Origin of the sequence: Thalassospira sp. UBA848 (assembly GCF_002295455.1) — a bacterium.
In the GTDB taxonomy this organism is placed as follows: domain Bacteria; phylum Pseudomonadota; class Alphaproteobacteria; order Rhodospirillales; family Thalassospiraceae; genus Thalassospira.
In genome coordinates, this window is record NZ_DBGS01000131.1 from 1 (window position 1) to 25,120 (window position 25,120).

Here is a 25,120-nt window from a genome sequence, read left to right on the forward strand (position 1 = left end):
CGCGATTGAATTCCAGCTCCGCTGCCCGCTTTCAAGCCAGCGCGTGTCAGGTGGCGGCTCCTTGCCAAGTGGTGAGGTCGATCTTGCTGTAACGACGGCGCGCGGCACTTTGATTGGCGGATGGTATCGCGATCCGGTCGATATGATTGCCAGCATTGATCTTCTTGATAGCAACGGTATCGCCCATCCGTTTGGCGATGGGTTTTATCGATATCACGGCAACGTTCAGGACGATGGCCGGACGGTGCCGGCAACCGGTTTTGTCGGGTTTTACCAGGACATCCAAAGCCCGGTGCCGATCCTTCAACCCAGAAGCCTGATGCGCCTGAAATCAGGCAACCGGCATCTCATGGTGCCGCCTGCCCAGCCCATTGATCCCGCCGAGGCGCGTGCCCGCATTCTGCGCGCAGTTCCGCCACAACACCTGACCGCAGACATTATCGAAAACTGTCTTGCGCCTGTGATTGGCGATCTTCAGCAGAAACTTATGGCATCTGCCAAGGTTGACCGGGTGATTGAAATCGGCAGCGCGCATGACGATCCGGATGTTTCGATTATTGTGCCGCTCTATCGCGTTCTGGGGTTCCTGCGCGCGCAAGTCGGGGCCTTTGTCTGTGACGACTGGGTCGCAAAGTATTGTGAATTGGTCTTCGTGCTCGATTCTCCTGAACAGGCCGAAGAATGCGAACATCTGCTGCGCGGTCTGCATGTTCTGTATGGCATCCCGATGCGTCTGGTGGTGATGACGCGCAATGGCGGCTATGCCCGGGCATGTAATGCCGGCGCAGAACAGGCTCGCGGGCATTTTCTGGCCATGCTCAATTCTGATGTGATTCCCCATACACCCGGCTGGGCACGCGGCATGGCATCGAAACTGGGAGGGGCCGAAGAGGTCGCCATCGTCGGTCCGAAACTTCTTTTTGAAGATGGCTCGATCCAGCATGCCGGGATGTATTTTGCCCGCAACGAAAGTGGCAAATGGCTGAACTATCACTATCACAAAGGCATGCCCGATCAGTTCAGGGATGCCAATATTGAACGCTCGGTCCCTGGTGTGACAGGCGCCTGCATGATGATCCATCGTGATGCGTTTGACGCGGTCGACGGCTTCACCGAGGACTATGTCATTGGCGATTACGAAGACAGTGACCTTTGTCTGAAAATTCGCAAGGCCGATTTCGACATCAAATATGTCCCCGATGTCAGCCTTTATCACTTCGAACGCAAATCCATCTCGACACATGCCGATTACATGCGCGGGGTTGCCGCTGAATATAACGCCTGGCTGCATGCGTCGCGCTGGGCGGATGCGCTTGAAGACCTTCACGCCAACGGCGTGCCGCAAAACCGATCGCGAAAAACCCCTGACGGAGAAGCGGCATGAGCCAGGTTCTTGCACTGTCCGACCACCCAGCTTCGCTGACATCTGATATGGACGACAACCAGCTTGCATGGTTGTGCCAACAGCTCATTTCCAACCGTTTCCTGCCGATCCCGCCCGAAGAGGACGTCTTTGTTGGTGATGGCGATTACCGTGCCATTGGCGCGGAGTTTCTGGATCATTTCGTTCGCATGGGCGGACTTAAAACTACAGAGGATGTTCTCGATATCGGCTGTGGCATTGGCCGAATTGCCGTGCCACTGACGCAATTCCTGAGCCCGAAACAGGCGATCTATCGCGGCATGGACCCTGTGCGCAACGGCATTGAATGGTGCAAACGCACCATCACGCCAGCCTACCCGAATTTCCGGTTCGATTGTTCGGACATCAGGAATGCGCTGTACAACCCCGAAGGTGAAATCAGCGGGCGCGGCATGCGATTGCCTTTTCAGGATGGAACATTCGATTTCACCGCAATGATCTCGGTGGCAACCCACCTGCCGCCGGACGAAATCGAAACCTATTGTTCCGAGGTCTTTCGTGTGCTGCGCCCGGGTGGTCGGCTGTTTTTGACCGCCTTTGTCATTCGCGAAGATGACGACCCGTCAAATCCCGACTGCGATGCCCGTCTCAAGGGGTTCGAAAAAGCCGAAGGTCAGCCCTGCTGGCATCTGCGCGGCGAAAACCCGATGGCAGCGGTCGGGTTTGACGATGCTTTTCTCGATGGTGCACTCGCGGCAGCGGGCTTTGACGTCCACACCAAAAGCTTTGGCGCGTGGCGCGGCAAAGCCGCCGCCCATTACCAGGATTTCCTGATTGCCCAGAAACCACGGAGGAACGCATGAACCCCCGGATAATGGTGCTTGCCCACAATCACCCCGATCTGCATCCGGGTGGTACCGAAATTTTCGCCCATGACCTGTTCCAGGCCTACAAGCGTGCGGAATGCGATGCGCTTTTTGTCGGGGCGACCAACGATGTTCATCGCGAACGCCGCCCGGGCACAAGTTTTCAGGCCATCAATGATGCCGGTGATGAAATGCTGTTCTGGGCGGGGCATTTTGATCGCTTCAACATGTCGCAGACCGATTTGTATGCGGTGGCCCCTGATTTCACGCGCCTACTGAAAAACTGGGCGCCGGATGTGGTGCATATTCATCATCTGGTCCTGTGGGGCATCGAACTGCCGATGCTGATCCGCCGTGTTCTGCCGAACTGTCGGATTGTGATGACACTGCATGACTATTATCAGATCTGCCCGAATGACGGCCTGATGATCCATCGCGACACCAAGACCCGCTATACCAAGGCCGACGTCACGGGGCGCTTGTGCGGGCTTGAAGGGTTCACAGCCGATCAACATGCGATGCGTGCGGTCAATCTGCGCAACCATTTGCGAGCGGTTGATCATTTCATCTCGCCCAGTAATTTCCTGCGCGACCGTTATATCGAATGGGGCATCGACCCGGACAGAATATCGGTGATCAACAATGGTCGACCGCCTGTTCCGGCCGCGCCCAAACGCGAAATCGGGACCGCCGGGATGCCCAATGTCTTTGGTTATTTCGGGAATCTCAACCCGTGGAAAGGCGCGGATATCCTGCTTGAAGCCTCGGAAATTCTTACGGCGGATGCGGTCGATTTTAATCTGCGCATTCATGGCGCGGCCTTGTATCAGACCGACGAATTCACGTCCCGCATTACCGATCTGATCGCGCAAAGTGGTCCACAAGTTCAGCATGTCGGGGCTTATCAACGCGAAGATATTTCCGATCTGATGGCCCGGGTCGACTGGGTCGTTGTGCCCTCGATCTGGTGGGAAAATGCGCCGCTGGTGATTCAGGAAGCGTTCCAGCATGGCCGTCCGGTGATCACCAGCTCAATCGGCGGTATGGCCGAGATGGTGCGCAACGCTCATGACGGCATTCATGTCCGCCCCGATGACCCGGCCGAACTGGCCCGCGTCATGAAAGATTGCGCAACCAATCCGAAACTCTGGAAAAAACTGTCGGGCCATGTCCGGTCGCCGGCAGCGATTGATGATGTAGCCCAGGAATATCTGGCGATGTTTCGCCGGATGGTTCGCCCCGACTTTGTTGCCGCCTGACGTTTAACGAGGAGGCCGCTATGGCTGTTGCCGAAAAAAAGACGATGGAAGACACCCCGTCACCGACTGTCACGCAGGATGCAGAGCAACCTGCACCGGCGCTGGAAGGGCGGGTAGATGCCATTGATCAGAACCGGCTGTATGGCTGGGTTTGGTCGCCGCAAAGCCCGGATGCCAAAATTGAGGTGGTCATTCGTCTCAACGGTCATGCTCTGCTGCGTGAGACCGCCGAAAATGAACGTGTCGATCTGCGCCGCAATGGTATTGGCGATGGCAAACATGCCTTCGAGGTCGAATTGCCCGATGCCGCAGTTGCCAGTGTCGACAGCCTTTCGGTCTGTGCCGTCATTCCCGGCACGAAAGATGAAATTACCCTGCGCATCCCGTCACAAAGTGAACAGGAAGCACACACTGCCCTGAATGCGCCGCTTGGCAAAATCTTGGATCGGTTGGACCGGTTGCTGGCCGCACAGCACATCCTGCAAACCGGCCAGCGCGAAGCTGCCAAACGGTTGGTCAGTGCATCAAAACGTATGGATGAACTTGCCTCGGCAGATGACGGCATCGAGGCAGGTGTGAAACTGGTTCGTACCGGTCAGGAAGAACTTTCAAGCCGGGTGGATGAACTCGAAGTCTTTCTGGTGCGCTTTGATAAATCGCTGGGTGGCTTTGACGAACGTCTTTCGGTCCTGACCGCACGCCATACCAATGATCTCAAAACCCCGTTGCTGATCCTGTCCTGCCTGATTGGTGTGACCGCCGGGTTGGCCATCGGTGCCTTTGTCTGGTGATCGCTCATGGCATGGAAATCATTCGTTTTGAAGCACATGCGTAAACATAAGGAAACCCGGGCATGACCGAACAGAATGGAATGCCGCTGGATGGCAGGACCGTTGTCGCCGCCTTGGTCGATGAAGGATTGGCTTTGATGGTCGGGGTGGGCAATGCCCTGCCGGCAACGATTGATATTTACCTCAACAGTCAGTCTGAGGCCAAAGTACAGGCGTCTATCATCTCATGGCGTCGCCACGATGCCGAACCCGATAACGCGTATGGCTTTGTTGCGCTGTTGCCGATGAAGGATATCTCTGCACGTCGTTTGAAAACGGTTCTTTTCCGGGGGGCGGGCAAACCGCGTGAATACCGGATCGATAACCGTCAGCACCGAATTGACTCGGTTTTGTCCGCTGTTGCGGATCAGTCCGGTTCGGCCTTCGCCACTGTGATTGATGGTTTGATTGAGGCTCTGCTTGCCGGTGACCCGGATAAAAAACGCCTCAGCAAGGTTGCCGCATTCGTGCAAAGTGCCGCGCGCAGCAATGGCTTCATCGAAGTTCTGGGCGGACTTGAAGAAGGCGATATCTATATCCAGGGCTGGTCAAGCGGGTTTCCCACCGGGCGCACACGCGTTATCGCCGTTGAAGAATCACCGGTTCTGGCGGAATTGACCAGTGCGGATTTCCAGCGTGATGATCTCGGAGATGAGGCATCAGGCGTTACCGGTTTGATGCTGGGCGATAAACCGATCAACCCGAAAAAGCTTAAACGGGTTTATTTCCGCGGGCGCGAAAGCTGGTACTCGATCGAGGTTTACCAACATCGTGTTCTGGTCGCACCGCCGGATGTTCCAGCCCATATTCGCTCTGTGCTTGATCGCGTGCGTGCCCCGGAAAAAATCCTGCACACCCTTAAAATGGCCGCACATCGTTTTGATGGGCGCGACACAGTTTCGGAACTCGATCGCCCGGTCCGCATCGGGATTGATTTTTCCCTCCTGATCGAAGGCAGCGGCATATTGATCTCTGGCTGGATGCTTGATCCGGACCGCGTAGTGAGCGATGTCTCCTTGCGTGTTGGCGGTGAGGTCGTGCGCATTGATGATCATTGGACGCGGCAATCACGTGCCGATGTGACCGATGCCTTTGCCAATGATCCCATGTTTTCCGGGATGAACCCGGCCCGGAATAATCACGGGTTTCTGGTATTTTGTCCGTTGGAAGCTACCCCGCCATCCGATCAGGCAACTTATCTGGAACTGGGCATCGCGGATGCTTTCCCGGCCTATTGTCCGCTGAACCCGACGCGGGCTTCGGCACGTCAGGCACTTTCACGGGTTTTGCCCTCGCTTGATCCGCGCTCGGTCACGGCGTCAAACAGTATCGAACGTCAGTTCGGCCCAATGTTGCAGGCAATGACAGCACAGCGTCCCTATGCGGTAGATATCCATGATATCGGGGACTTCGACGAAGATGCGCCTGTGACTCTTGTGGTCGGGGTTGATGATACGATCAACGATATCGGCGTGACCATCGCCCTCCTCGGGCTTGATAGCGCGACCCGGCATCTGCCGATTGTCATCGCCGGTCCGGTCGAAAGTTTTGATCAGGTCGGCAGCGAAATCTTGCGTCTTGCGGCCTTTTACAAACTCAACACCCGGATCGTTTTTGCCGAGGGTGTCGAAGATTATTGCGACGCGCTCGAAGTTGGCGTGGATGCGACCAACTCCGAAACAGTCGGGCTTGTGTCGGCGCACATTCTGCCGCGCGATGATGGCTGGTTTGATCAGTTACTGGCCGCGTACAGCAAACGCGGCAGCAAAGTCCTCGTTTCGCCAACCATCCTGTTTGAGGATGACTCTGTGCGTTGGGCCGGAACCTGGATCAACAGTGACGCCAATGTCGGACAATATCTGTCGGACCGTTATGTCGGCTATCCCTGTGCAGTCCTTGCCGATGCCCAACCCAGCGAAGTCAGCGCCGGTACGCTTGAATGCTGTGTTTTGCCGCGTAAGGCCTTCAAGGACAGTGACGGTTTTACCCGTGGCTATATCGGACCCGGCGAAAAAAGCCTCGACCTTGCGCTCAAGCTGCGCATGGCGGGTACGCCATCCTACTGGATCCCCGATGTCGAAGTGCTGGGCAGCGAACAATCCATAAGCAAAGCCCCTGCCTGGGAGGAACTTTCCAATCGTCTTGACCGCTGGGCGTTTGATCGCCGCTGGTCATTGGTCGTTTCAAACTTGCGGAGCCACAACAATGCCGTCGACTGATTTACGCGTCCTCGTTATTTCGCACGGCCATCCCAGCATCTCGCTGGGCGGGGCCGAAGTGGCCTCCTACAACCTGCATAAAGGGTTGAACACGCTCGATGGGGTCGAAAGCTTTTATCTGGCCCGCGTTGGCAGTCCCGTACCGCGTCATGGGGCCTCAGCACTGATGAGCTTGCGTCAAAAGGAAAATGAAATCCTTTATCACGCGGAAAACTATGATCATTTCCTGCTCTCAAATGGCAGCACAGATGAAATTGATCGGGATTTTCTGCGTTTTGTTAAGGATTACGAACCCGATGTGGTGCATTTCCATCACTATCTGGGGCTCGGGCTGGAAACCATCTATGCCATTCGTGAAGCTCTGCCGGAAACTGCGATTTTCTTTACTTTCCACGAGTTTTTGACGATTTGCCACAATCACGGGCAGATGATCAAAAGCGGCGGAACCAAGCTGTGCAACAGGTCAAGTCCGATCGATTGCAATGGGTGCTTCCCGAATATTTCGCCAGCATCTTTCCTTCGGCGCGAACGCTTTATCAAGGCCATGCTGGAATTGGCTGATCACTATGTGTCGCCCAGTGAATTCCTTGCCAACCGTTTCATTGACTGGGGCATGAAGGCCGAAAAGATGTCGGTGATCGAAAATGGTCTCGACATCGATCAACGGGCCAAGGACCGCCCGCTTTCCAAGAGCCAGCCCCGCCGGTCGCGCTTTGCCTTTTTCGGGCAGCTCACGATGTTCAAGGGCGCTGACATCCTTCTGGATGCCGTCGGGCGTGTACCCGAGGAAATCTGGGGCGATGATGCGCGGCTGATGATCTTTGGTGGCAACCTTGATCGCCAACCCGAGGAATATCAGGAAAAGGTCCATGACCTGATCGAAAAGGCTGGCGAACGCGTTCGTTTTTACGGGGCCTATCAGAATACCGAAATGCCCAAGCTGATGGAACTCGCCGACTGGACGATCATCCCGTCCATCTGGTGGGAAAACTCGCCGGTGGTGATTCAGGAAGCCTTTTTCCACGGGCGTCCGATGATCTGCTCAAACATCGGCGGCATGGCCGAAAAAATTACCGATGGGGTCAACGGCCTGCATTTCCGCGTCGGAAGTGCCGAAGACCTTGCCGATCGGATGATCGAAGTTCTCAGCGACAACAAGGCCTGGGATCGGATGCGCGAGGGAATACCAAGCGTGACGACCTATGAAGAATGCGCCGAGCAACATCTCGCGCAGTATCGGGAGGTTCTGGAGACGCGCCGCCAGTCTGCAAAGGCTGCGAGCCTGCAAACAGTGGCAAGTACGGCATGAATTCAGAACAAAAACGTGATCAACCAAGGAGAGATAACATGGCGCGCGTTCTTGTAATGATCCCGTCTGGCGAAGTCTACGACCACGACTGCGTCCGCTGGTACAACTATCAGGATGTTCAAAAGAGCATAAATCACTATCACAATATCGGTGATGCCTTTGTCTTCGATTCATCGCTCAAACTGATGAATTACGACAAGCTTGGTGTCTTGCCGATTGCCGACCCCAAGATGGAAGACATCGATCGCCTGCGTGAGGAATATGACTATGTCTTCCTGCGCGGATCGAACTACATCCATTCGGACATGGACTGGCGCAATACCATTGATGTTCTCAAACGGTTGAAATTGCCGGTTCTGGGCTTTGGCATTGGTGCGCAGGCACCGGTTAAAGGCAAGATCGAACTGTCGGAGCAGACGAAAACCGTTCTGCACATGATGGCAGATTCCACCACATCCATCGGCGTGCGCGGGGCTTATACCGCTCAGGTTCTTTGGGATCTTGGCATTACCAATGTCCGTATTGTCGGCTGCCCGACCGCATTCCGGCAAAACAATCCCGACATGCGCATCAAACTGCCATCCCTTGATAGCGTGAAGAATGTCGGCATTACCCTGCGTCGTGAAGTTTCACCCGCTTACGCGCAGGACATCAAACGCTATCTCACTTTCCACCGGGATCTGGTCAAACAACTGGCTGAACGTTTTGATGATATGACCCTGATGGCTCAAGGCGAACCCGAAGAGAAAAAGCTCGTTTTCGGCAGCGAGATCCAGCGCGAAGAAGCCATGCAGGCGCTTAAAAACAACGACTGGGTCAAGAACTGGTATCTCGACGATACGATGGAGCGCCTCTATCGCGAGAAGCTGTTCTATTCCGATGTTGTGTCTGATTACGAGGACCTGGTGCGCACCAAGGATTGCGTCCTTGGTTATCGTCTGCACGGTAATCTGATGGCGCTGTCAAATGGTGTGCCGTCAATTTACTTCACCTATGACAGCCGCACTGTCGAATTCGCCGAGACCTATCAGATCCCATCCTATGACGTGTTCTCCGAAAAGGAATTCGTGCTTGAGGATTACTGGAATCAGGATCTGTTCGACAAGTTCAACCGCGCCTGGTTCCAGACTTACCGTGAAATGGCGCAGTTCCTGACCGAGAACAATATCGACCACAAAATGATCGATGTCATGAACGCCGACGCGCAGCCGCAACGCAAGGTCGCGTGATCGTATCCGGTACTGCCGTTTGGCTGTTCCGCATGGGATATGTCCGACGGTGGTACCTCCAAAGATCAGCCTGAAGAGCAACAGGCAATATCAATAAGGAGACACGGCAATGACTGTACTTGTAACAGGTGGCGCAGGATATATCGGCAGTCACGCAGCACTTGCACTTCTCGATAATGGGCGTGACGTCGTCGTGCTCGATAACCTGAGTCAGGGGCATCGCTGGGCTGTACCAGCCGGGGCTGCGTTTGTTGAGGGTGATTGTGGCGACGAGGATCTGGTGCGGCGCGTTATTGATGAACATGACGTGACGGCCATCATGCATTTTGCCGGTTCGATCATTGTACCGGACTCTGTCATCTATCCGCTGGAATATTACCGCAACAACACGGTTAACTCGCGTGCCCTTGCCCAGGCTGCTGTTGATGGCGGGGTAAAGCACTTCATCTTCTCTTCGACTGCTGGCGTCTATGGCGAACCCAAAAACACCCCGATCGACGAGGACTTCGCGCTCAAGCCGATCTCGCCTTACGGCACATCAAAAATGATGACCGAAAAGATGCTGACCGATGCCGCCATTGCGCATGATTTGCGCTATGTCGCACTGCGCTACTTCAATGTTGCCGGGGCCGATCCCAAAGGCCGTGCCGGTCAAACATCGCGCAAGGCAACCCATTTGATCAAGATCGCCTGCCAGACTGCGACGGGTGTCCGCCCGCAAATGGCCATTTATGGCGAAGATTACGAAACCCCGGATGGCACCTGCATTCGCGATTACATCCACGTTTCTGATCTGGCCAATGCACACCTTCTTGCCCTTGAATATCTTGAAAAGGGTGGCGAAAGCGACGTCATGAATTGCGGTTATGGTCGCGGCTTCTCGGTTCATGAAGTGATCAACGCGGTCAAAAGGGTTTCGGGCATTGATTTCGAAGTCGAACTCGCCGACCGCCGCCCCGGTGATCCGGCTGCCCTGATTGCTGCGGGGGACCGCATTCGCCAGAAACTCGGCTGGACCCCGGTTCATGATGACCTCGAAGCCATCGTGCGTCATGCCCTTGATTGGGAACAAAGCCTTAAAACCCGCGAGGTAAGTGCGGCTTGAACGCACATCCCGCGACCTGCATTTCCAGACACGAGCAACGGTTCGAAACAACGTCAAAAATGACACGAACCAAACACGCAGGAGACGATTGATGGAATCCGAACTCTCGACCGGTGGGCGTAAGCCCCGTATTGGCGTGCTGATGCCCGCGGGCCGTCTAGAAGGCAATCTTGGCGTTGTCACGCACACCTATAATGATCCCGAAAAGGCAAAGACGTTATTTACCAATATTGGTGACTGCTTTGTCTATGACTCCTCGCTGCGCATTCTCGATTATTCCGAACTTTTCCCGATCTATGTGCCTGCGGATGGCAATCTGTCGGAAACCCAGATCGAAAAGATCAACCAGCTTGATTACATCTTTTTGCGCGGGTCGAACTATATCAACACCAATGGTCAATGGGACCCGATCACGGCGGTTCTTGAAAAGACCAAGGTGCCGGTAATCGCCTTTGGCATTGGCGTTCAGGTGCCAGACAACTCCGACGAATACGTCAATTCATCGACCAAGCGGTTCCTGCAACTGGTTGCAGATCGCTCAGTTTCGATTGGCGTGCGTGGAAATCTCTCGAAGAAGGCGCTCAATTCCATCGGCATCAAGAATGTGCGTATCTTTGGCTGCCCGACGGCCTTCCGTCATTGCAAACCGCAACTGAAATTGCGTTGGGTGGATGCATCATCCATCAACAGGCTTGGCTTTACCCTGCGTCGCAAGACACATGGTTTCCATACGCAGCAACGTTACGTGTTGCGCACGCTGGCCGAACGTTATGACACCGAAATCCTGTGTGCGGGCGAACTTGAAGAAAAGCAGATCTATTACGCCCGCGCCAAACTGGTCGAAAACTATGACCAGGTCATGGACGCAGCGGTCAAAAAACTGACGGCTGAAAAGTGGATCTATGGCCCGAAGGATCCGTTGCTTGCGCTGTATAAATCCTCGCTGTCCGTATTCGAAAGTGTTGCCGACTTTGAACGGGCCGAGCAATGCCTTGATGCGGTGACCGGCTATCGCCTGCATGGCAATTTGCTGGCCTTGGCCAATGAAGTTCCGGCCCTTTATGTCACCTATGACACGCGGACCCGCGAATTTGTCAAAACGTTGGGTATCCCGTTCGTTGATGGTCGCTATATGGACAAATTCTCGTTCGAGGAAGCCTGGGATAATGCCGATTTCGACCTGTTCGAGAAAACCTATCAGAAGCGCTTTGGCGATCTGAAAACCTTTCTTGAAGAAAACAGCATGGCGCACCGTCTGGGCAGTATCCCGGCCCCGTACGTCGCAGAGGCGGCGTGACCTTGCTGTCTGGTGCGTGGCGTATCCCCAGTAACGCCACGCACCACACTTTCATACTCGTTTATCAACCGTGGCGGGGAAGATCTTGCACAAGCTGCGCTTATCAAAACGCATGACCGCTCTGTCGGCATTCCTGCTCGGTTTGTCGGTCGGGGGGATGTTTGGCTGGAACCCGGATTTACGAGCCGCCGAGGTGACTGTTTCAGGATCAGAAGCCGTCATTTTTGATAGCGACGTCACCGGATGTGACAACCATCATCTGCCAGATTCCCCGGCGCGTGCCTTTCGCAATGATCAGGGCAAAATGGTTCTGTTTGCGCCGAATTTTCAGAACCGGGCCTTCGTTGGCTATGGCTTTAACAGTCTCCAGCCCGATTGTGACAGCCGGTTCAAGGCTGCGGGCAAGGCTGTGCCGGAATTGCTTGATGACCGCACCTGGCTTCAGGCGATCTATACCCGTGACGGGCGCAATGTTTACGCGCTGGGCAGCGCCAGTTTCATGCCCTATCGCCACGACATGCCGTGTGAGGGGCGCACCAAACGTACCGATTGCTGGATCAATGGTCTGGTAACGCTGAAATCCGGTGATGGGGGCAAGACCTTTGACTATCTGGGTAATCCCCCCCATCACGCACCGTTCCCGCCGCCCGAACCTTATCGCGATGATCGTAAACGCGCGCCAAGCTATGTGACGGTGACCAACATCATCTCATGGCAGAACTACTATTACGCCATTGTCTGGCGGCGCGCCGATAACTGGGAAGAGTCGCGTAACTGTCTGGTACGCGCACCGATTGATGATCCCAAAAAATGGGATGTCTGGAATGGGTCGGATTTTGAATTGGCCGCGACCCTGACCGATCAGGGGTGGTCGGTTCGCGAAACCGAATGTGCGCGGGTCGGGCCTTTTGGTGTCTCATCAATCCGCGGTCTGGTGCGTCACGAAGCATCGAACAGTTTCATCACCGTTTATCTGCACCGCATTCGCAAAAAAGGCGAACCCGATATTGCCGGTTTCTTCTATTCGAGTTCGACGGATCTCAAAAACTGGTCGGAACCCAAGCTGCTCTATCGCCAACCGCTAAGGCGCGATGCGGGTGATGGCGAACCGTTTGTCGCCTATCCATCCATCATCGACGAAGACAGCACAGACCGTCTGTTTGGCACGGTCGATGACAAGGCCAGCCTCGTTTTCGTCCGTCTTGTCCCCAAACCCTACAAGGGTCGCTGGCGTGTCCCGCGTCAGCTGATCCGTGTTCCGATCTCAATCAAGGAGTAAAGAACAATGCCTGTCGAATTTGACGAATTTGATATCGCCGGTCCGGTCCTGTTCGTGCCGAACCGACATCGCGACAAGCGCGGTGTTTTTGCCGAAACATTTCGCTATGACGATTTCCGCGATGTGGTTGGCGATATTGATCTGGTGCAGGAAAACCACTCGATCAGTGTTCCGATCAACACCATTCGCGGCCTGCATTTCCAAACCAGCCCCTATGCCCAGGGCAAACTGATTCGCGTGACACAGGGGGCAATTCTTGATGTCGCCGTCGATATCCGCCCGCGATCGGCAACCTTTGGTCAGCACATCAAGATCGAAATCAGTGCCGAAAACTGGTACCAGCTCTGGATCCCGGATGGCTTTGCGCACGGGTTCAAAACCCTGCAACCCGACACCCATGTCATGTACAAGGCATCGAACTATTACAGCCCGGACCATGATCGCGGGATTGCCTGGAACGATCCCGATCTTGGTATCGACTGGCAACTGTATGGTCAGCAGGCGGTTGTTTCAGATAAGGACAGCAGACAGCCTTCATTATCCGATTTGGGACCAGAAGCCCTTGGTCACATGCCGCCAAGCCATGCTTTCGCGACGGCCAATCTGGGCCGGACAAACGTCGCGGGGTTGAGCGCCAATCCATCGTAACTGGATTGGGTGCGCACGGTTTTGCCCATCATGTCTCCCTGTCCGACGCGTACTCAGTCCAGAAACGGGCCCGTTATCGGGCCCGTTTCTTCGTTTGGCAGATGATACGTATCAAAATGTCATAGGCGCATCACTATATGCCGCGATTAATAGCGTTAGTGTGCGACGGCGACACGCCAACTCACTGCCCTGGTCGACATATGACACCGCCACCAGCATCTTGAATTTGGGGCTCCTTAAAAGGCCGTAATCAACGCTAGCTTCGATGTGTATCTAGGAATGTGACATCCGTTTCGATGCATGACAAAATTACACTGCAAGTAAAATTCGACACATAATCTCTGAAATTTTCAGCCTTCTGTACAAGTTGGGCGCCTAATAAGCATTTGATTTTTTTGTGTTTTTCGAAATCGAGAAAGTTCCAATATTATGCTTCAAAACTTTCAGCATAATGCGTCGCAAAGTTCGAGATTTCGTTGGTAAACGGTGGTGTGAGTTTCTGGGTTTATGCGTCAATTCACAAATCTCGTGTGAATTGACTCATAAAACTGGAAACGCGACACATAACTTTAGAATCTGTGACGCGTAAAACAAGAAAGGCCTGCTCATGCGGGCCTTTCTTGTTTTTGGAGCTCTGTGTTGCAAGTTTTGACACTATCACACTTATTGGGGTTCAAATTCACCTAGCACCTTGTTCTCATTGATGATCGTCCAAACATAGTATCTTACAACTTTTTGTAGATACACTCTGTGGGCTGTTTACACATGAAACAACCAGTGCGGCAAGGCGTTGCCAACGCTGCGACGGCGGAACGTGATAAGGGCAGCTCGACGGGCTCAATCATTGCCATACCTGCCCTGGCTTTATTGCTTGGGCTGCTCATCTCATTTGCGCTTGGTTGGTCCTGGAACACCCGAAACGAGGAGGCCATCAATGCCGAGTTGTTGCGACTGACGGATCAGGCCGAAGAACTGGTCAAAACCCGCTTTGGTGTCTACGAGTACGGTTTGCGTGGTTTGCGTGGTGTGGTTATCACCGCTGGCCCCGAAAACCTGACCCGCGCCGAAATACAACGCTATATCGCGTCGCGTGAAAACAGGCGGGAGTTCCCCGGTGCGCGTGGTTTTGGCTATATCAAGTTTGTTGAGGCCGAAGATACTCAGCAATTCCTTGAGCGTGCACGCGCTGATGATTTCCCCGATTTTGGCATTCGCGAACTATCCCCAAATTCCGGTGACCGGTTTGTTATTCAGTATATCTATCCCCTTGCGGGGAACGAAGGCGCCACGGGTCTTGATATCGCATCTGAGGCAAACCGACGGGCTGCCGCGCTCGAAGCAGCACGCACCGGCGATGTAAGGCTGACCCAGCCGATTACGCTTGTTCAGGCCGATGGTAATGTCAGACGCGGCTTCTTGGTGCTGTTGCCTGTTTACCATCCGGGTATGCCGATCGGCACTCCGGATCAGAGGGAACAGGCGATCGCCGGTTGGTCTTACGCACCACTCGTCGTTGACGAGGTTCTATATGACTTTGAACCCAACCTTGGCAATATCAGCCTGACACTTACCGATTTGTCGGAGTCCGAACCATTCTTTGTGTCGGACACGTCCGGGCAGCAACCATCGGAAAGGCTGACTCAATCGCGTCAGATCAAGGTCAAGGGGCGCGACTGGTTGATGCAGACAGCCGTTTTACCTGGTCTATCACAAAGCATTGGTCTGCTTAGCCCATGGCTGATTGCTGCGCTTGCCGCGGCTCTGTCATTTGCTGTTTCAAGCATTATCTGGTGGCAGATGATTTCGCGGAGGAAGAATTTCCATCAAGCCTATGACAAAGACCTAAGTCTTATCGCTTTTCTAAGACAGCCAATCGCAATTTCGTCAACAACCCTGCTGTTGGGCTTGTCTTTGTTGGTGTGTTTGGCGACAGCGGTTTACATCTGGCGCACCAATATATCGACATTTTCTGATGAGCTGATTGACCGCACAGCTGAGGCAATCGACGCGCATCAGGATAATTACTCGGATTACAAAGCAGCCGTGAGCTTCTTTGCGACAAGCGTTCAGTCAATGGCATCTTTTCAGAGTTATCTTGATGATGAAAAGGTCGCGCCCGCCGTCTGGAAAGATCAAATTGCAGATTCCTTTGTCGCCTTCATGCTGTCTTCTGAGGCCGTTACCCAAGCACGCATTGTTGGTGTCGCCAATAATGGACGCGAGCTGGTCCGGGTTCAGTACGAAGACGGTCATCTCGTTAAATTTGATCAGTCACGGCTTCAGGAAAAAGCTCAAGAACCCTACATGCAGGCCGCCAATTCTTTGCGTTCCGGTGACATTTGGATTTCCGATATTAATCTGAACAGAGAGTTTGGCGAAATTGTAGAGCCTTTCGAGCCCACGGTTCGTTTTGTCTCGCCGATTTTTGACAACAGTCAGCAGCTGTTTGGTATCGCCATTCTGAATGTCGATGCCGAGGGGGTGCTTGCCGAGAGTCTTGCAACTGAGGCGCACGATCTTCTGGCGATCGCACTTGATCGGAATGCCAACATTATCTCCTATCCAGACGCTAGCCGAAATTTCGCCTTTGAAAAGGGTGAAGCCCCCGCATGGGACAAATTATCTCGTCAAATTGCACTTCCTTGGGGCGCAGATAGTCGACTACAAATGTTTGACAGCGAATTTGGCGAAATTCTGACCGCAAGTACGACAACCCAAGGCACTTCCAACGCGGCCAGTGGCAAGATCACCTACATCTTTGGCAAGCCGATGCGCAGCATCTATACCGCATTCCTTCGACCAGTAGGTGTTGTCGCGCTCGCCTTCTTTATCACCATCTTTGTTGTCCTGATGACTTTGTATACGTCATGGCGCAAGGGCCGGCAGGAGCAGTTACTAGAAGAACAAATTGTTGCCGCAGACAGACTAAAGGAGCAGGAGGAACTATTTCGCGGAATTCTTGCCGCAGCGCCAGAGGCGATGCTGGTGATTGATGATCAAGGCATCATCACTCTTGCCAACGATCGGGCCGGATCAACATTCGCATATGATACCGATGAACTGTTGGGCCGTTCCGTCAGCATATTTGTCAGACCTCAAGACGTCGCCGCCCATGAAGCGGGCATGAAGCAATATATGACAAACCCTGGTTTGGTGGCGATGGGTCGTGACAGAGAAATCATCGCACAAAGGAAGGATGGCTCAACCTTCCCGATTGAAATAAGCCTCGCCCCGGCGCAGCTTTCGGGCCAAACAATTGTCATTGTGTCCCTACGTGACTTGACCGAGGCCCGCCGAGCCGAGGCGGTGTTGCTTGCTGCAAAAGAAGCCGCCCTGAAGGCAAGTGAAGCCAAGGGCGCCTTCATGGCCAATATCAGCCATGAAATCAGAACGCCGCTCAATGCGATTATCGGTCTGACCAGCCTGTTGTTTGATGATGACTTGCCTGATCGCCATCGGGATTATCTGAACAAGATCAATCTTGCAGGCCGTTCTTTGCTTGGCATCGTGAATGACGTTCTCGATCTTGCAAAGATCGAGGCCGACGAGATGACCCTTGAAAAGGTTGTCTTCGCCCCAAAAGAAAAACTGACCGAGATTGAAACAGTTCTTAAGAATCAGGCTGAGAACGCTGGCATAAAACTGATAAGTGAATTTGGACCGGGCGTGCCGGACTTGGTGATTGGCGATGGTAAACGCCTTGGTCAAATTTTGACCAATCTTGTCGGTAATGCCATCAAATTCACGGAAAAAGGGTCTGTCACGCTCAAAGCCGAACTGGTCGAAACACAAAATGCCGATACGCCAGGCAATGTCACTTTGCGTTTCTCGGTAACCGATACCGGCATAGGCATCCCCGAAGACGTGCAGGCAAAATTGTTCCAGCCATTTTCACAAGCCGACAGCAGTACCTCGCGCAAATTTGGCGGAACAGGACTTGGTCTGTCGATTGTACGAAAATTGGCTGATTTGATGGGCGGAACCTCCAGCCTTGTAAGCGAACCTGGAAAAGGCAGCACCTTTGCTGTGACCCTTCCGTTTGAACTGGTCAAAGCAGATGGCAGTGACGAACAAGATGCCGGGTCTGATCCCCTGTTTGTCTTTGTTGTCGAAGACAATCAGGCTGAATGCTTGCGGCTGAAAGAACTCGCGACGTCTTTGGGGTGGCGTGCAATTGCGCTTTCCACCGGCCAAGAGCTGGTGGATGAGTATATGCAACGCCATAAAAACAACAGGCGACTGCCAGATGCCATCATCATTGATTGGCAATTGCCCGACTTCGATGGGCTGCGCGCTATTCAAAAGCTGGCAGACGACGTCGGTGGGGACACCTTGCCGGCAGCCCTGATGATTTCGGCCTTTGACAAAGATAAAATTGCCGAAATAGACGCAAGCAGGCTGGTCGATGAAATCGTCAATAAACCGATTGACGGCTCCACCCTGTTTAACACCGTCAACGAAATCGTTTCGGTGAAAACCGGTCGTCTCAATAAAGTGCTGGAGCGCACAAGCACGGCCTCTCTGAATGCGAATTGGCTGGCTGATATCAAGATTCTTGTTGTTGATGACAGTGCTCTGAACCGTGAAGTCGCACACCAGATACTTAAAAGAAACGGGGCGCATTCTGTGGCCGTCGAAAGCGCAGAAAAATGCATTGAACTGCTCGAAAAAACACCTCTGATGTTTGACGCCGTGTTGATGGATATTCAGATGCCCGGCATGGACGGCTACGAAGCAACGCAGTTTATTCGCAACAACCTGAAACTGGAAAATCTGCCGATTATTGCCCTGACTGCTGGTGCGCTTGTTGAGGAAAAGAGGGCCGCCCTGAATGCCGGGATGAATGACTTCCTGACCAAACCGATCGAACCGCAGAGCCTCATCAACAGAATAAGAGCATGCGTTGAACAAAGCCGCGGCCAGTCAATTCCGGTAACTTCGCATGTATCGGCCGCAAAACCTCAAACGGCTTTGTCGGAAGTCCCGGATCGCAATACCACGGCCAGCCCCCCTGCATCAGCAGATCTGGCCTCAAGTGTCTCTGAGGAGGCATTACCCCTCTGGGATAAGCAAAGGGCAATGACGTTGGTGTACGGCAACGAGGCCCTGTTGATCAGGATTGCCGGCCTGTTCCCGCCCCAGGCACGCGAGATCATCGATAAACTGCGCACGGCTTTGTCCGATGAAGATGCGAAAGCCTGTGCAATGTTGCTGCATACGTTGCAAGGTGCCGCGTCCCAGGTTGCCGCCCTCAAGGCGGCTGCACACGGCAAGAAACTTGAGAACATCACACTTGAAGAAGGCGTCTCCCCCTTGAAAACGGAGTTTGATGAGTTTGCCAGAACTGTCGAAGATACGGCAATCCTTATCGAAGCGTGGCTGACCAATGGCGTATCAGAAACCGCGCCAGCCAACGGCCAGAACGAGGACCTGATAAACTTGTTGAATTTGCTTGAAGCTGGAAGCGCTGATGCGATGGAAAAATTCAAACAAGTGACATCTGAGCTGGCGGAATTGACTTCTCACGATCAGGTCGCAGTCATGGAGAACCATCTGCGCAATCTTGACTTCGACATTGTTGCCGAAATGATCAAACCGATTGCGAAAAGTAACGCAGAATAACAAACCAGACGCCAAAATCCGGTGGTTAAGCACTTACGTTATCGCTGGTGCGTCCCAACTCGGTCACGAGATATGAAACCAGCAATTTGCCAATATGCGAAACGTGATCAAGGTGGGCAACAAACTGCGCAATCGATTGCCGGAGTGCGTCTTGATCCGACTGATTTTCCTGAACCATCGCAAAGTTATTTGCCAGTGACTTCGCGTACGCACTGCCCTTTGGATCACCGACCAGAGACAGCATACCACCCAGTGTTTGGAGCTCTCTTACGATATCCTCTTGCACATCTTCTGGAATATGTTCGGTCAATTGACCGCGGACACGTCCGATATCAAGGACAAGGCTTTCAAGCGCACGGTTATATGATGCGATGCTGCCATCAAAATTGCCAATCGCAGCCTTAAGGTCGATACCGAATTCACCTGCAAGTGACGTCGTGCGTTCTGACAGGTTGATGTATTCCTTATCGGACGTCTCGGCTGGTTTTCCGCGCAGGTTGCTGGCAATGGTTGCTGCAATCTCTTTTGCCAGAAACGGCTTTTGCACCACGTCTTGCGCCCCTGCCTTAAAGCAATCGCTGCGCACGGTTTCCGATGTATTTGCTGTCATAATGACAATTGGCAAAGAAAGATAACCAAGTGACCTGATCTGCTTGACCGCAGACAAGCCGTCAAGATCGGGCATATGTATGTCCATCAGAACAAGGTCAAGCGCACTGGCGGCGCTCTGGATTGTCGAAATTGCCCCATAGCCGCCACCGGCCGTGATGACCTTTGCCCCGTACAAAGACAGGAACTCCTTGGCGACCTCAAGGTTCATGGCATTGTCATCAACCACCAGAATTTTCCGTCCCGCCAACATGTCGACCTCCGGCTTTTTCTCGATGCTTGCGAGCACAAACTTATCAGGCTCATATTTGTGGGCCATGGCATCAGCAACCGCGTCCAGCAACATGGTTACACTGACCGGCTTGGTCAGAAATCCGTTGATGACTTTTGATCGGTCCAGGGAGTTTTTTGACATGAAATCGTGACTGTGTGCCGTGATCATCACGATAATAGGAAGCTTCCCACCATCGATTTCCTCACGGATTTTTTGTGAGGTATCCCAGCCGTCAATGTCTGGCATACGCCAATCGACCAGTACGATGTCATAGGCCGCATCCAGGGCGGATTTAAAATTCATCATATGCAATGCAGACTCTCCCGACGCAGCGACGTCTGCATGCCACCCTATTTCGTGGGCAAGTTCCTGAAGCACCTCGCGAGACGCCGGATTGTCATCAATGATCAGAGCGCGAAGGTTTTTCAGATGATTCGGGACAACAAAGGCGGCTCCCATATCGTCCGTGACAACACCTTTTAACGTCAGTTTAAAGCCGGGATTATCAGTGAAAAAGCGGCCAGCTTGCAGTTCGCCTTTGACGGCACCTGCAAGGCGCCTTGCGATTTCAAGATCAAGACTGATCTTGTCGGGATCGTGAATGGAACCGGTTTTGATCCGGGGCAACGTGGCTGAGTTCTGCAGGACCTCAATGTTCAGTTCAGTCGTACTGTTATTGCTCTCAAAAATTCTTGGCCTGACAATAACTGATCCGTCCAGGTCGGTCTGGACGATATGCGCCACAAGATGGCCAATGAGCTTCTCAAGTACCTCCCGCGGGAACCTTACATTTCGGAAGACAGAGCGATCCGTATCGTACAGCACCTCGAAAGTATCGGAATCGGTGCGACGGTTCAGAGTATCGGAAAGGCCACGTAAAAGCTCGTCAATGCTGTAAACGTTGCCAGCCTGGCCGGAATACTCGTCGATTTCGAAGAAATCGATGAGGGTATCAACACTCTCAAGAATCAACTTGGTAGAGCCATCAAGGGCATCAAGATATTTTGTTTGTTGCTTGGGATCAGGGCCACCTCTCAGAAGCTCGATCATGCCGAGCAACCCGTGCAGTTCGGTTCTCAAGCCATGATTGAGCTCCTTTAGCAAGGTGCGGTCATCGTCACGCAGCCGCAAGGCCTCTATCATCTCAATTCTTCGGTTCTCGCCAAATTTGGCTTCGGACAGGGGTTCGGCGATCTCGATAAACAGGGCCCGATCCTCGGGCCCGGGATACCCCACCCAAGTCAGATGAAACACACCGCGACTTTTCACCTTGCCGCGCAGGCGAAGCTCTCCGGCAAGATAGCCTGACTTGCCAATTGCCAGCTGGGACGTTTCGATGTCCCAGACATCACCGCTTGAGGAGTGATTGTTAAAGGTAATATGTGCTTCTTTAAGGCGGTTTCTTGAGACACCCCAAAGGCTCTCAAGAATATGATTGCTCTCAAGAATCTGTCGGTTCTGGTTGATGATCAGACAAGGCGACAAAGAGATTTCAAGGTAATCCTTGAGGTTCTCCAGACCTGCGTGACCGTTCGTTTCTTCGTTATCTGTTGATCGACGGTCATCCCAAACAAGCTCGTTGGGCAAAAAGTAGCCGGAAAAGAACGCAGCAATGCTCGACATCAAAGCCGCAATGACAATGGCGGGATGAAGTTCATAGTCACCCCCAAGGGTCGCAAGTGAAACGACAACCAGAGCGCAAGATACACAGAAAACTGCCAGCGGCCAGAACCGACGACTTTTCAATACTTTCTCCACCGACGGAAATATCTACCGAACTGATATTGGGACGAATTGTTGTCGTTCAAGTTGCGCAGTATCTTTGATTTATTTTGCACAACACCTTGCGTCATCAGATCAAACAAAAAACCGGATACAAGTGAACAGCTTGTCTCCGGCTTTGTTTTTGACGGGTCGTGACCTTGTCGGTCGTCACTTCCTGATCACAGCATCCCTTCGGACTTTGCCCAATCCAGCGCCTGATCAAGTGCGCGGCCCAGACGGGCGTGGATTTCGCGGACATCGTCCTCGGTCACGATCAGCGGCGGGCAGAGTGCAACCGTGTCATAGACATTGCGGCAAATAAGCCCTTCTTCCGCGGCAAGGGCGACGACCTTGGCGGCAACAGCACCCGGTTTGCCAAATGGCTGTTTGGTTTTCTTGTCTGCCATCTCAAGGCCCGCAATCAGGCCAACACCACGGATTTCACCAATCAGCGGATGATCGGCAAAGGCACGCAAACCATCCTGGAACAGCGGTTCCAGGCGTTTGGCATTGCCCATCAAATCGCGCTCTTCGATGATGTTGAGGTTTTCCAGACCAACCGCACAGGCAACCGGATGTCCGGTGCCGGTAAAGCCGTGGCCGAAATTGCCAAGCTTGGCGGTGTTATCGGCAATCGCGTTATAGACCTTGTCATTCACCACAATCGCGGCCAGCGGCATGTAGGACGAGGTAAGCTGTTTGGATGTCACCAGAATGTCCGGGGTGAAGCCGTATTTTTCGCAACCAAAGCGTTCGCCGGTCCGGCCAAAGCCGTTAATGACTTCATCGGACACGACCAGAATGTCGTACTTGTGGCAGATTTCAACCACACCTGGCCAATACCCCTCAGGCGGGGTCATCACGCCACCGGCACCCATGACCGGTTCGCCGATAAAGCCAGCAATGGTTTCCGGGCCTTCGGCGATGATCGTGTCTTCAAGTTCCTTCAAAAGACGCGCGGTGAATTCGGTCTCGGACTCGCCTTCTTCGCCATAGCGCCAGTAATGCGGGCAGGTCAGATGGGTCACCGGAATGGCAGGAAGATCAAAGTCCTTCTGGTTGCCGGCAAGCCCGGTCAGCGAGCCCGAGGCAATCGTAATCCCGTGATAGGCCTTGGTGCGCGACAGGAACTTCTTCTTTTCCGGACGACCCAGACCGTTATTCAGGAACCACGCCATCTTGACGACGGTATCGTTGGCTTCCGACCCGGAATTGGTAAAGAACACACGGTTCAGGCCTTCGGGCGTCATTTCCACCAGTTTTTCGGCCAGACGGATCGACGGCTCATGCGCCTTGTGCGCAAAGCTGTGATAGTACGGCAGGCGTTTAAGCTGCGCATAGGCGGCGTCGGCCAGACGGGTTTCGGAAAAACCGACGGCAACCGACCACAGGCCAGCCAGCCCTTCGATATATTCCTTGCCTTCGCTGTCGGTGACGCGCGCGCCATTGCCCTCGGTCATGATCATCGGGCCCTTTTCCTCATGCAGGCGCATGTTGGTATAGGGATGCATTGAGTGGGCGACGTCCGAGATGTGGAGCGAATTCGGGCGATGGTTCATGTGAAACTCCCGTTTAAAAGATGATGCCCATGCTGGGGGCGGCGATTATGGGTGTAGTGTAATTGGTGGCGTTAAAATGCGCCATTGGTGAGATTGCAAATGGCGCGGATCAGGTTGGCTCAAGGGCCGGAGCCCGGACCCCCAGATAACCTGACAGGAACGATGCCAGCGACTTGGGCAATGCGGGCGAAAGATAACCGCCCTCTTGCACAAGAACGGTGGGGTAGCCTGCGGCCGCGATCTTTTCGCCCGCATGGCGCAGCCCGTCCCAGGTTACTTTCATGCCCATTAACGGATCATCCTCATGGGTATCAAGCCCCAGGCCAAGAACCAGCGCGTCCGGCTTGAAGGCGGCGACTCGTGTCAGTGCGGTATCAATGGCCGAAAGCCAAGCCGCGTCGGTGGTGGTGCGAGGGAGGGGGAGATTGAGGTTATAACCCTCACCGGCCCCCGTGCCGGTTTCCCCGGCAAAGCCGGTAAAGAACGGGTAATAGTCCGTGGGATCCGCATGGATCGAAACCGTCAGGACATCATCACGGTCATAGAAAATATCCTGCGTCCCGTTGCCGTGATGAACATCGATATCCAGTACCGCAACGCTTTCGTGCTTGGTGCGCAACCGTGCCGCTGCAATCGCGGCATTGTTCAAAAGACAATGACCCGCCGCAATTTCCGCACTGGTATGATGCCCGGCCGGGCGACACAGCGCATAGGCGTGGGGTGCGCCTGCCAGCACGGCGTCCGTTGCCGCAACCGCGCAATCGGCGGCCCGCACTGCTGCCCGCCAGCTATGCTTGCCGATCGGGGCGGATGTATCACCCATATGCCAGCCGGCACGGGCCAGAATGGTTTCCGGATAGGATGATGTGGCAGCGCGGGGGAACACATTGGGCACAACTTCCGGGCCAGCGTCGGGCAGTTTTTGCCAATGATCCCAGGCGGTTTCAAGGAAGTCGAGAAACCGTTTTGTATGGACGGCTTCCAGTGCAGCCTGTGGGGCAGGTGCTGGGGCGGTTACCGAAAGCGAAAGCGCATCAAGCCCGGCAAGCAGAAGTCTTGCGCGTTCGGCCTGTTCGGCATTGCGCTGGATCTTGCCATAGGTCAGGCGAAACAGCGGATCATGCGTTTCGGTTTCGGGGGCGTAGAAGCATTTCATATAGAAGTCTTGCCTTCTTCGAGGATGCGGAACTGCTTGGTGACGATGCGTTGCGCCTCGCAAATGTGATAGCGGATCGCATCAATCGCCATCGCCGTATCTTGCGCACGCAATGCCTCAAGGATCGGCTCGTGGGTTTCCGCAATCTGGGTCGGATCATCGTAAAGCTGTCCGATCAGCATGATGCTGAATTCGGTTTCGATGGCGATCTGTTCAAACACGGTCAGGAATTTCGGGTTGCCACTGCCCGTACACATCAGACGGTGAAACTGCATGTCGGCTTCGACCTGGGTGAAGATATCGGCATCAAGGGTCGCGACCCGGTGCAGTGCTTCAACCTGTGCGCTAAGTACGGCTTCCGTCTCTTCGTTCCAGTTTTGAACCAGCCGTTGGATCACCGCAATTTCGATGGCCAGACGCAGCTCATAGAGATCATCAAGCGCCTTGGCGGAAATCTGACGTACGAAAAAGCCCCGGTTTGGTTCGGATGTCACAAGCCCCGAGCTTTCCAGTAAACGCGCGGCCTCACGGACAGGCGCGCGGCTCACACCCAGTTCGCGGGCCACAACCGATTCCGACAAACGTGCACCGGGTGCAAGCTTTCCGCTGACGATTGCCTTGCTCAGCAGTTTGGCGACGCGCTGTACGAGTCCCTCGCGATCAAGCTGTTGGAAGCCGGAAGATGGCTGTGTTTCTGTCATGTGCAAGCCTGATGAAGATGTGTCCGAGTTC

The 25,120-nt window shown here is 53.9% G+C and carries 16 protein-coding genes; 12 read left to right on the top strand and 4 right to left on the bottom strand.

The window, feature by feature from the left end:
* The 12 genes from B2R48_RS17740 to B2R48_RS17795 all read left to right on the top strand — a co-directional run.
* On the top strand, positions 1-1,384 hold a 1,384-nt coding region (locus B2R48_RS17740; RefSeq protein WP_297003134.1), incomplete at its 5' end, for a glycosyltransferase family 2 protein.
* Positions 1,381-2,226, top strand: coding sequence for a class I SAM-dependent methyltransferase (locus B2R48_RS17745; RefSeq protein WP_297003136.1), 846 nt, complete (start codon positions 1,381-1,383; stop codon positions 2,224-2,226). The genes B2R48_RS17740 and B2R48_RS17745, both read left to right, overlap by 4 nt.
* Positions 2,223-3,488 carry a glycosyltransferase family 4 protein gene (locus B2R48_RS17750; protein WP_297003138.1) on the top strand — a complete coding sequence of 422 codons (1,266 nt, stop codon included), beginning with the start codon at positions 2,223-2,225 and terminating at the stop codon, positions 3,486-3,488. The genes B2R48_RS17745 and B2R48_RS17750 overlap by 4 nt, the downstream gene beginning before the upstream one ends.
* A gap of 20 nt (positions 3,489-3,508) precedes the next feature.
* Positions 3,509-4,279 (top strand): hypothetical protein, encoded by a 771-nt coding sequence (locus B2R48_RS17755; protein ID WP_297003140.1) that lies wholly within the window; start codon positions 3,509-3,511, stop codon positions 4,277-4,279.
* Between the two features lie 62 nt (positions 4,280-4,341).
* Complete coding sequence (locus B2R48_RS17760) at positions 4,342-6,537, top strand: hypothetical protein (RefSeq protein WP_297003142.1); 2,196 nt, start codon at positions 4,342-4,344, stop codon at positions 6,535-6,537.
* Positions 6,524-7,846: a glycosyltransferase family 4 protein gene (locus B2R48_RS17765; RefSeq protein WP_297003143.1), complete on the top strand. Its 1,323-nt coding sequence runs from the start codon at positions 6,524-6,526 to the stop codon at positions 7,844-7,846. Before B2R48_RS17760 ends, B2R48_RS17765 begins: the two co-directional genes overlap by 14 nt.
* Before the next feature lie 38 nt (positions 7,847-7,884).
* Positions 7,885-9,075 carry a polysaccharide pyruvyl transferase family protein gene (locus tag B2R48_RS17770; protein WP_297003145.1) on the top strand — a complete coding sequence of 397 codons (1,191 nt, stop codon included), beginning with the start codon at positions 7,885-7,887 and terminating at the stop codon, positions 9,073-9,075.
* 109 nt (positions 9,076-9,184) lie between these two features.
* The gene (galE, locus tag B2R48_RS17775; protein ID WP_297003147.1) at positions 9,185-10,180 is read left to right on the top strand and encodes a UDP-glucose 4-epimerase GalE; all 996 of its coding nucleotides are present in this window, start codon (positions 9,185-9,187) and stop codon (positions 10,178-10,180) included.
* Positions 10,181-10,271: 91 nt separating this feature from the next.
* Positions 10,272-11,477 (top strand): polysaccharide pyruvyl transferase family protein, encoded by a 1,206-nt coding sequence (locus B2R48_RS17780; protein ID WP_297003148.1) that lies wholly within the window; start codon positions 10,272-10,274, stop codon positions 11,475-11,477.
* Between the two features lie 112 nt (positions 11,478-11,589).
* A complete protein-coding gene (locus tag B2R48_RS17785; protein ID WP_297003149.1) occupies positions 11,590-12,756 on the top strand; it encodes a hypothetical protein in 1,167 nt (388 codons plus the stop codon).
* Between the two features lie 6 nt (positions 12,757-12,762).
* Positions 12,763-13,404, top strand: a complete 642-nt coding sequence (gene rfbC, locus B2R48_RS17790; RefSeq protein ID WP_297003151.1) for a dTDP-4-dehydrorhamnose 3,5-epimerase — start codon at positions 12,763-12,765, stop codon at positions 13,402-13,404.
* A gap of 765 nt (positions 13,405-14,169) precedes the next feature.
* Complete coding sequence (locus B2R48_RS17795) at positions 14,170-19,026, top strand: CHASE domain-containing protein (protein ID WP_297003152.1); 4,857 nt, start codon at positions 14,170-14,172, stop codon at positions 19,024-19,026.
* Positions 19,027-19,051: 25 nt separating this feature from the next.
* Here the strand turns inward: B2R48_RS17795 and B2R48_RS17800 are convergent, their stop codons facing one another.
* The 4 genes from B2R48_RS17800 to B2R48_RS17815 all read right to left on the bottom strand — a co-directional run bounded on the left by B2R48_RS17800 (position 19,052) and on the right by B2R48_RS17815 (position 25,089).
* Positions 19,052-21,655 carry a response regulator gene (locus tag B2R48_RS17800; protein WP_297003154.1) on the bottom strand — a complete coding sequence of 868 codons (2,604 nt, stop codon included), beginning with the start codon at positions 21,653-21,655 and terminating at the stop codon, positions 19,052-19,054.
* 197 nt (positions 21,656-21,852) lie between these two features.
* Positions 21,853-23,232, bottom strand: coding sequence for an aspartate aminotransferase family protein (locus tag B2R48_RS17805; RefSeq protein ID WP_297003156.1), 1,380 nt, complete (start codon positions 23,230-23,232; stop codon positions 21,853-21,855).
* 109 nt (positions 23,233-23,341) lie between these two features.
* Positions 23,342-24,388 carry a histone deacetylase family protein gene (locus B2R48_RS17810; protein ID WP_297003158.1) on the bottom strand — a complete coding sequence of 349 codons (1,047 nt, stop codon included), beginning with the start codon at positions 24,386-24,388 and terminating at the stop codon, positions 23,342-23,344.
* Positions 24,385-25,089, bottom strand: a complete 705-nt coding sequence (locus tag B2R48_RS17815; RefSeq protein WP_213475310.1) for a GntR family transcriptional regulator — start codon at positions 25,087-25,089, stop codon at positions 24,385-24,387. The genes B2R48_RS17810 and B2R48_RS17815 overlap by 4 nt, the downstream gene beginning before the upstream one ends.
* Positions 25,090-25,120: the final 31 nt, after the last annotated feature.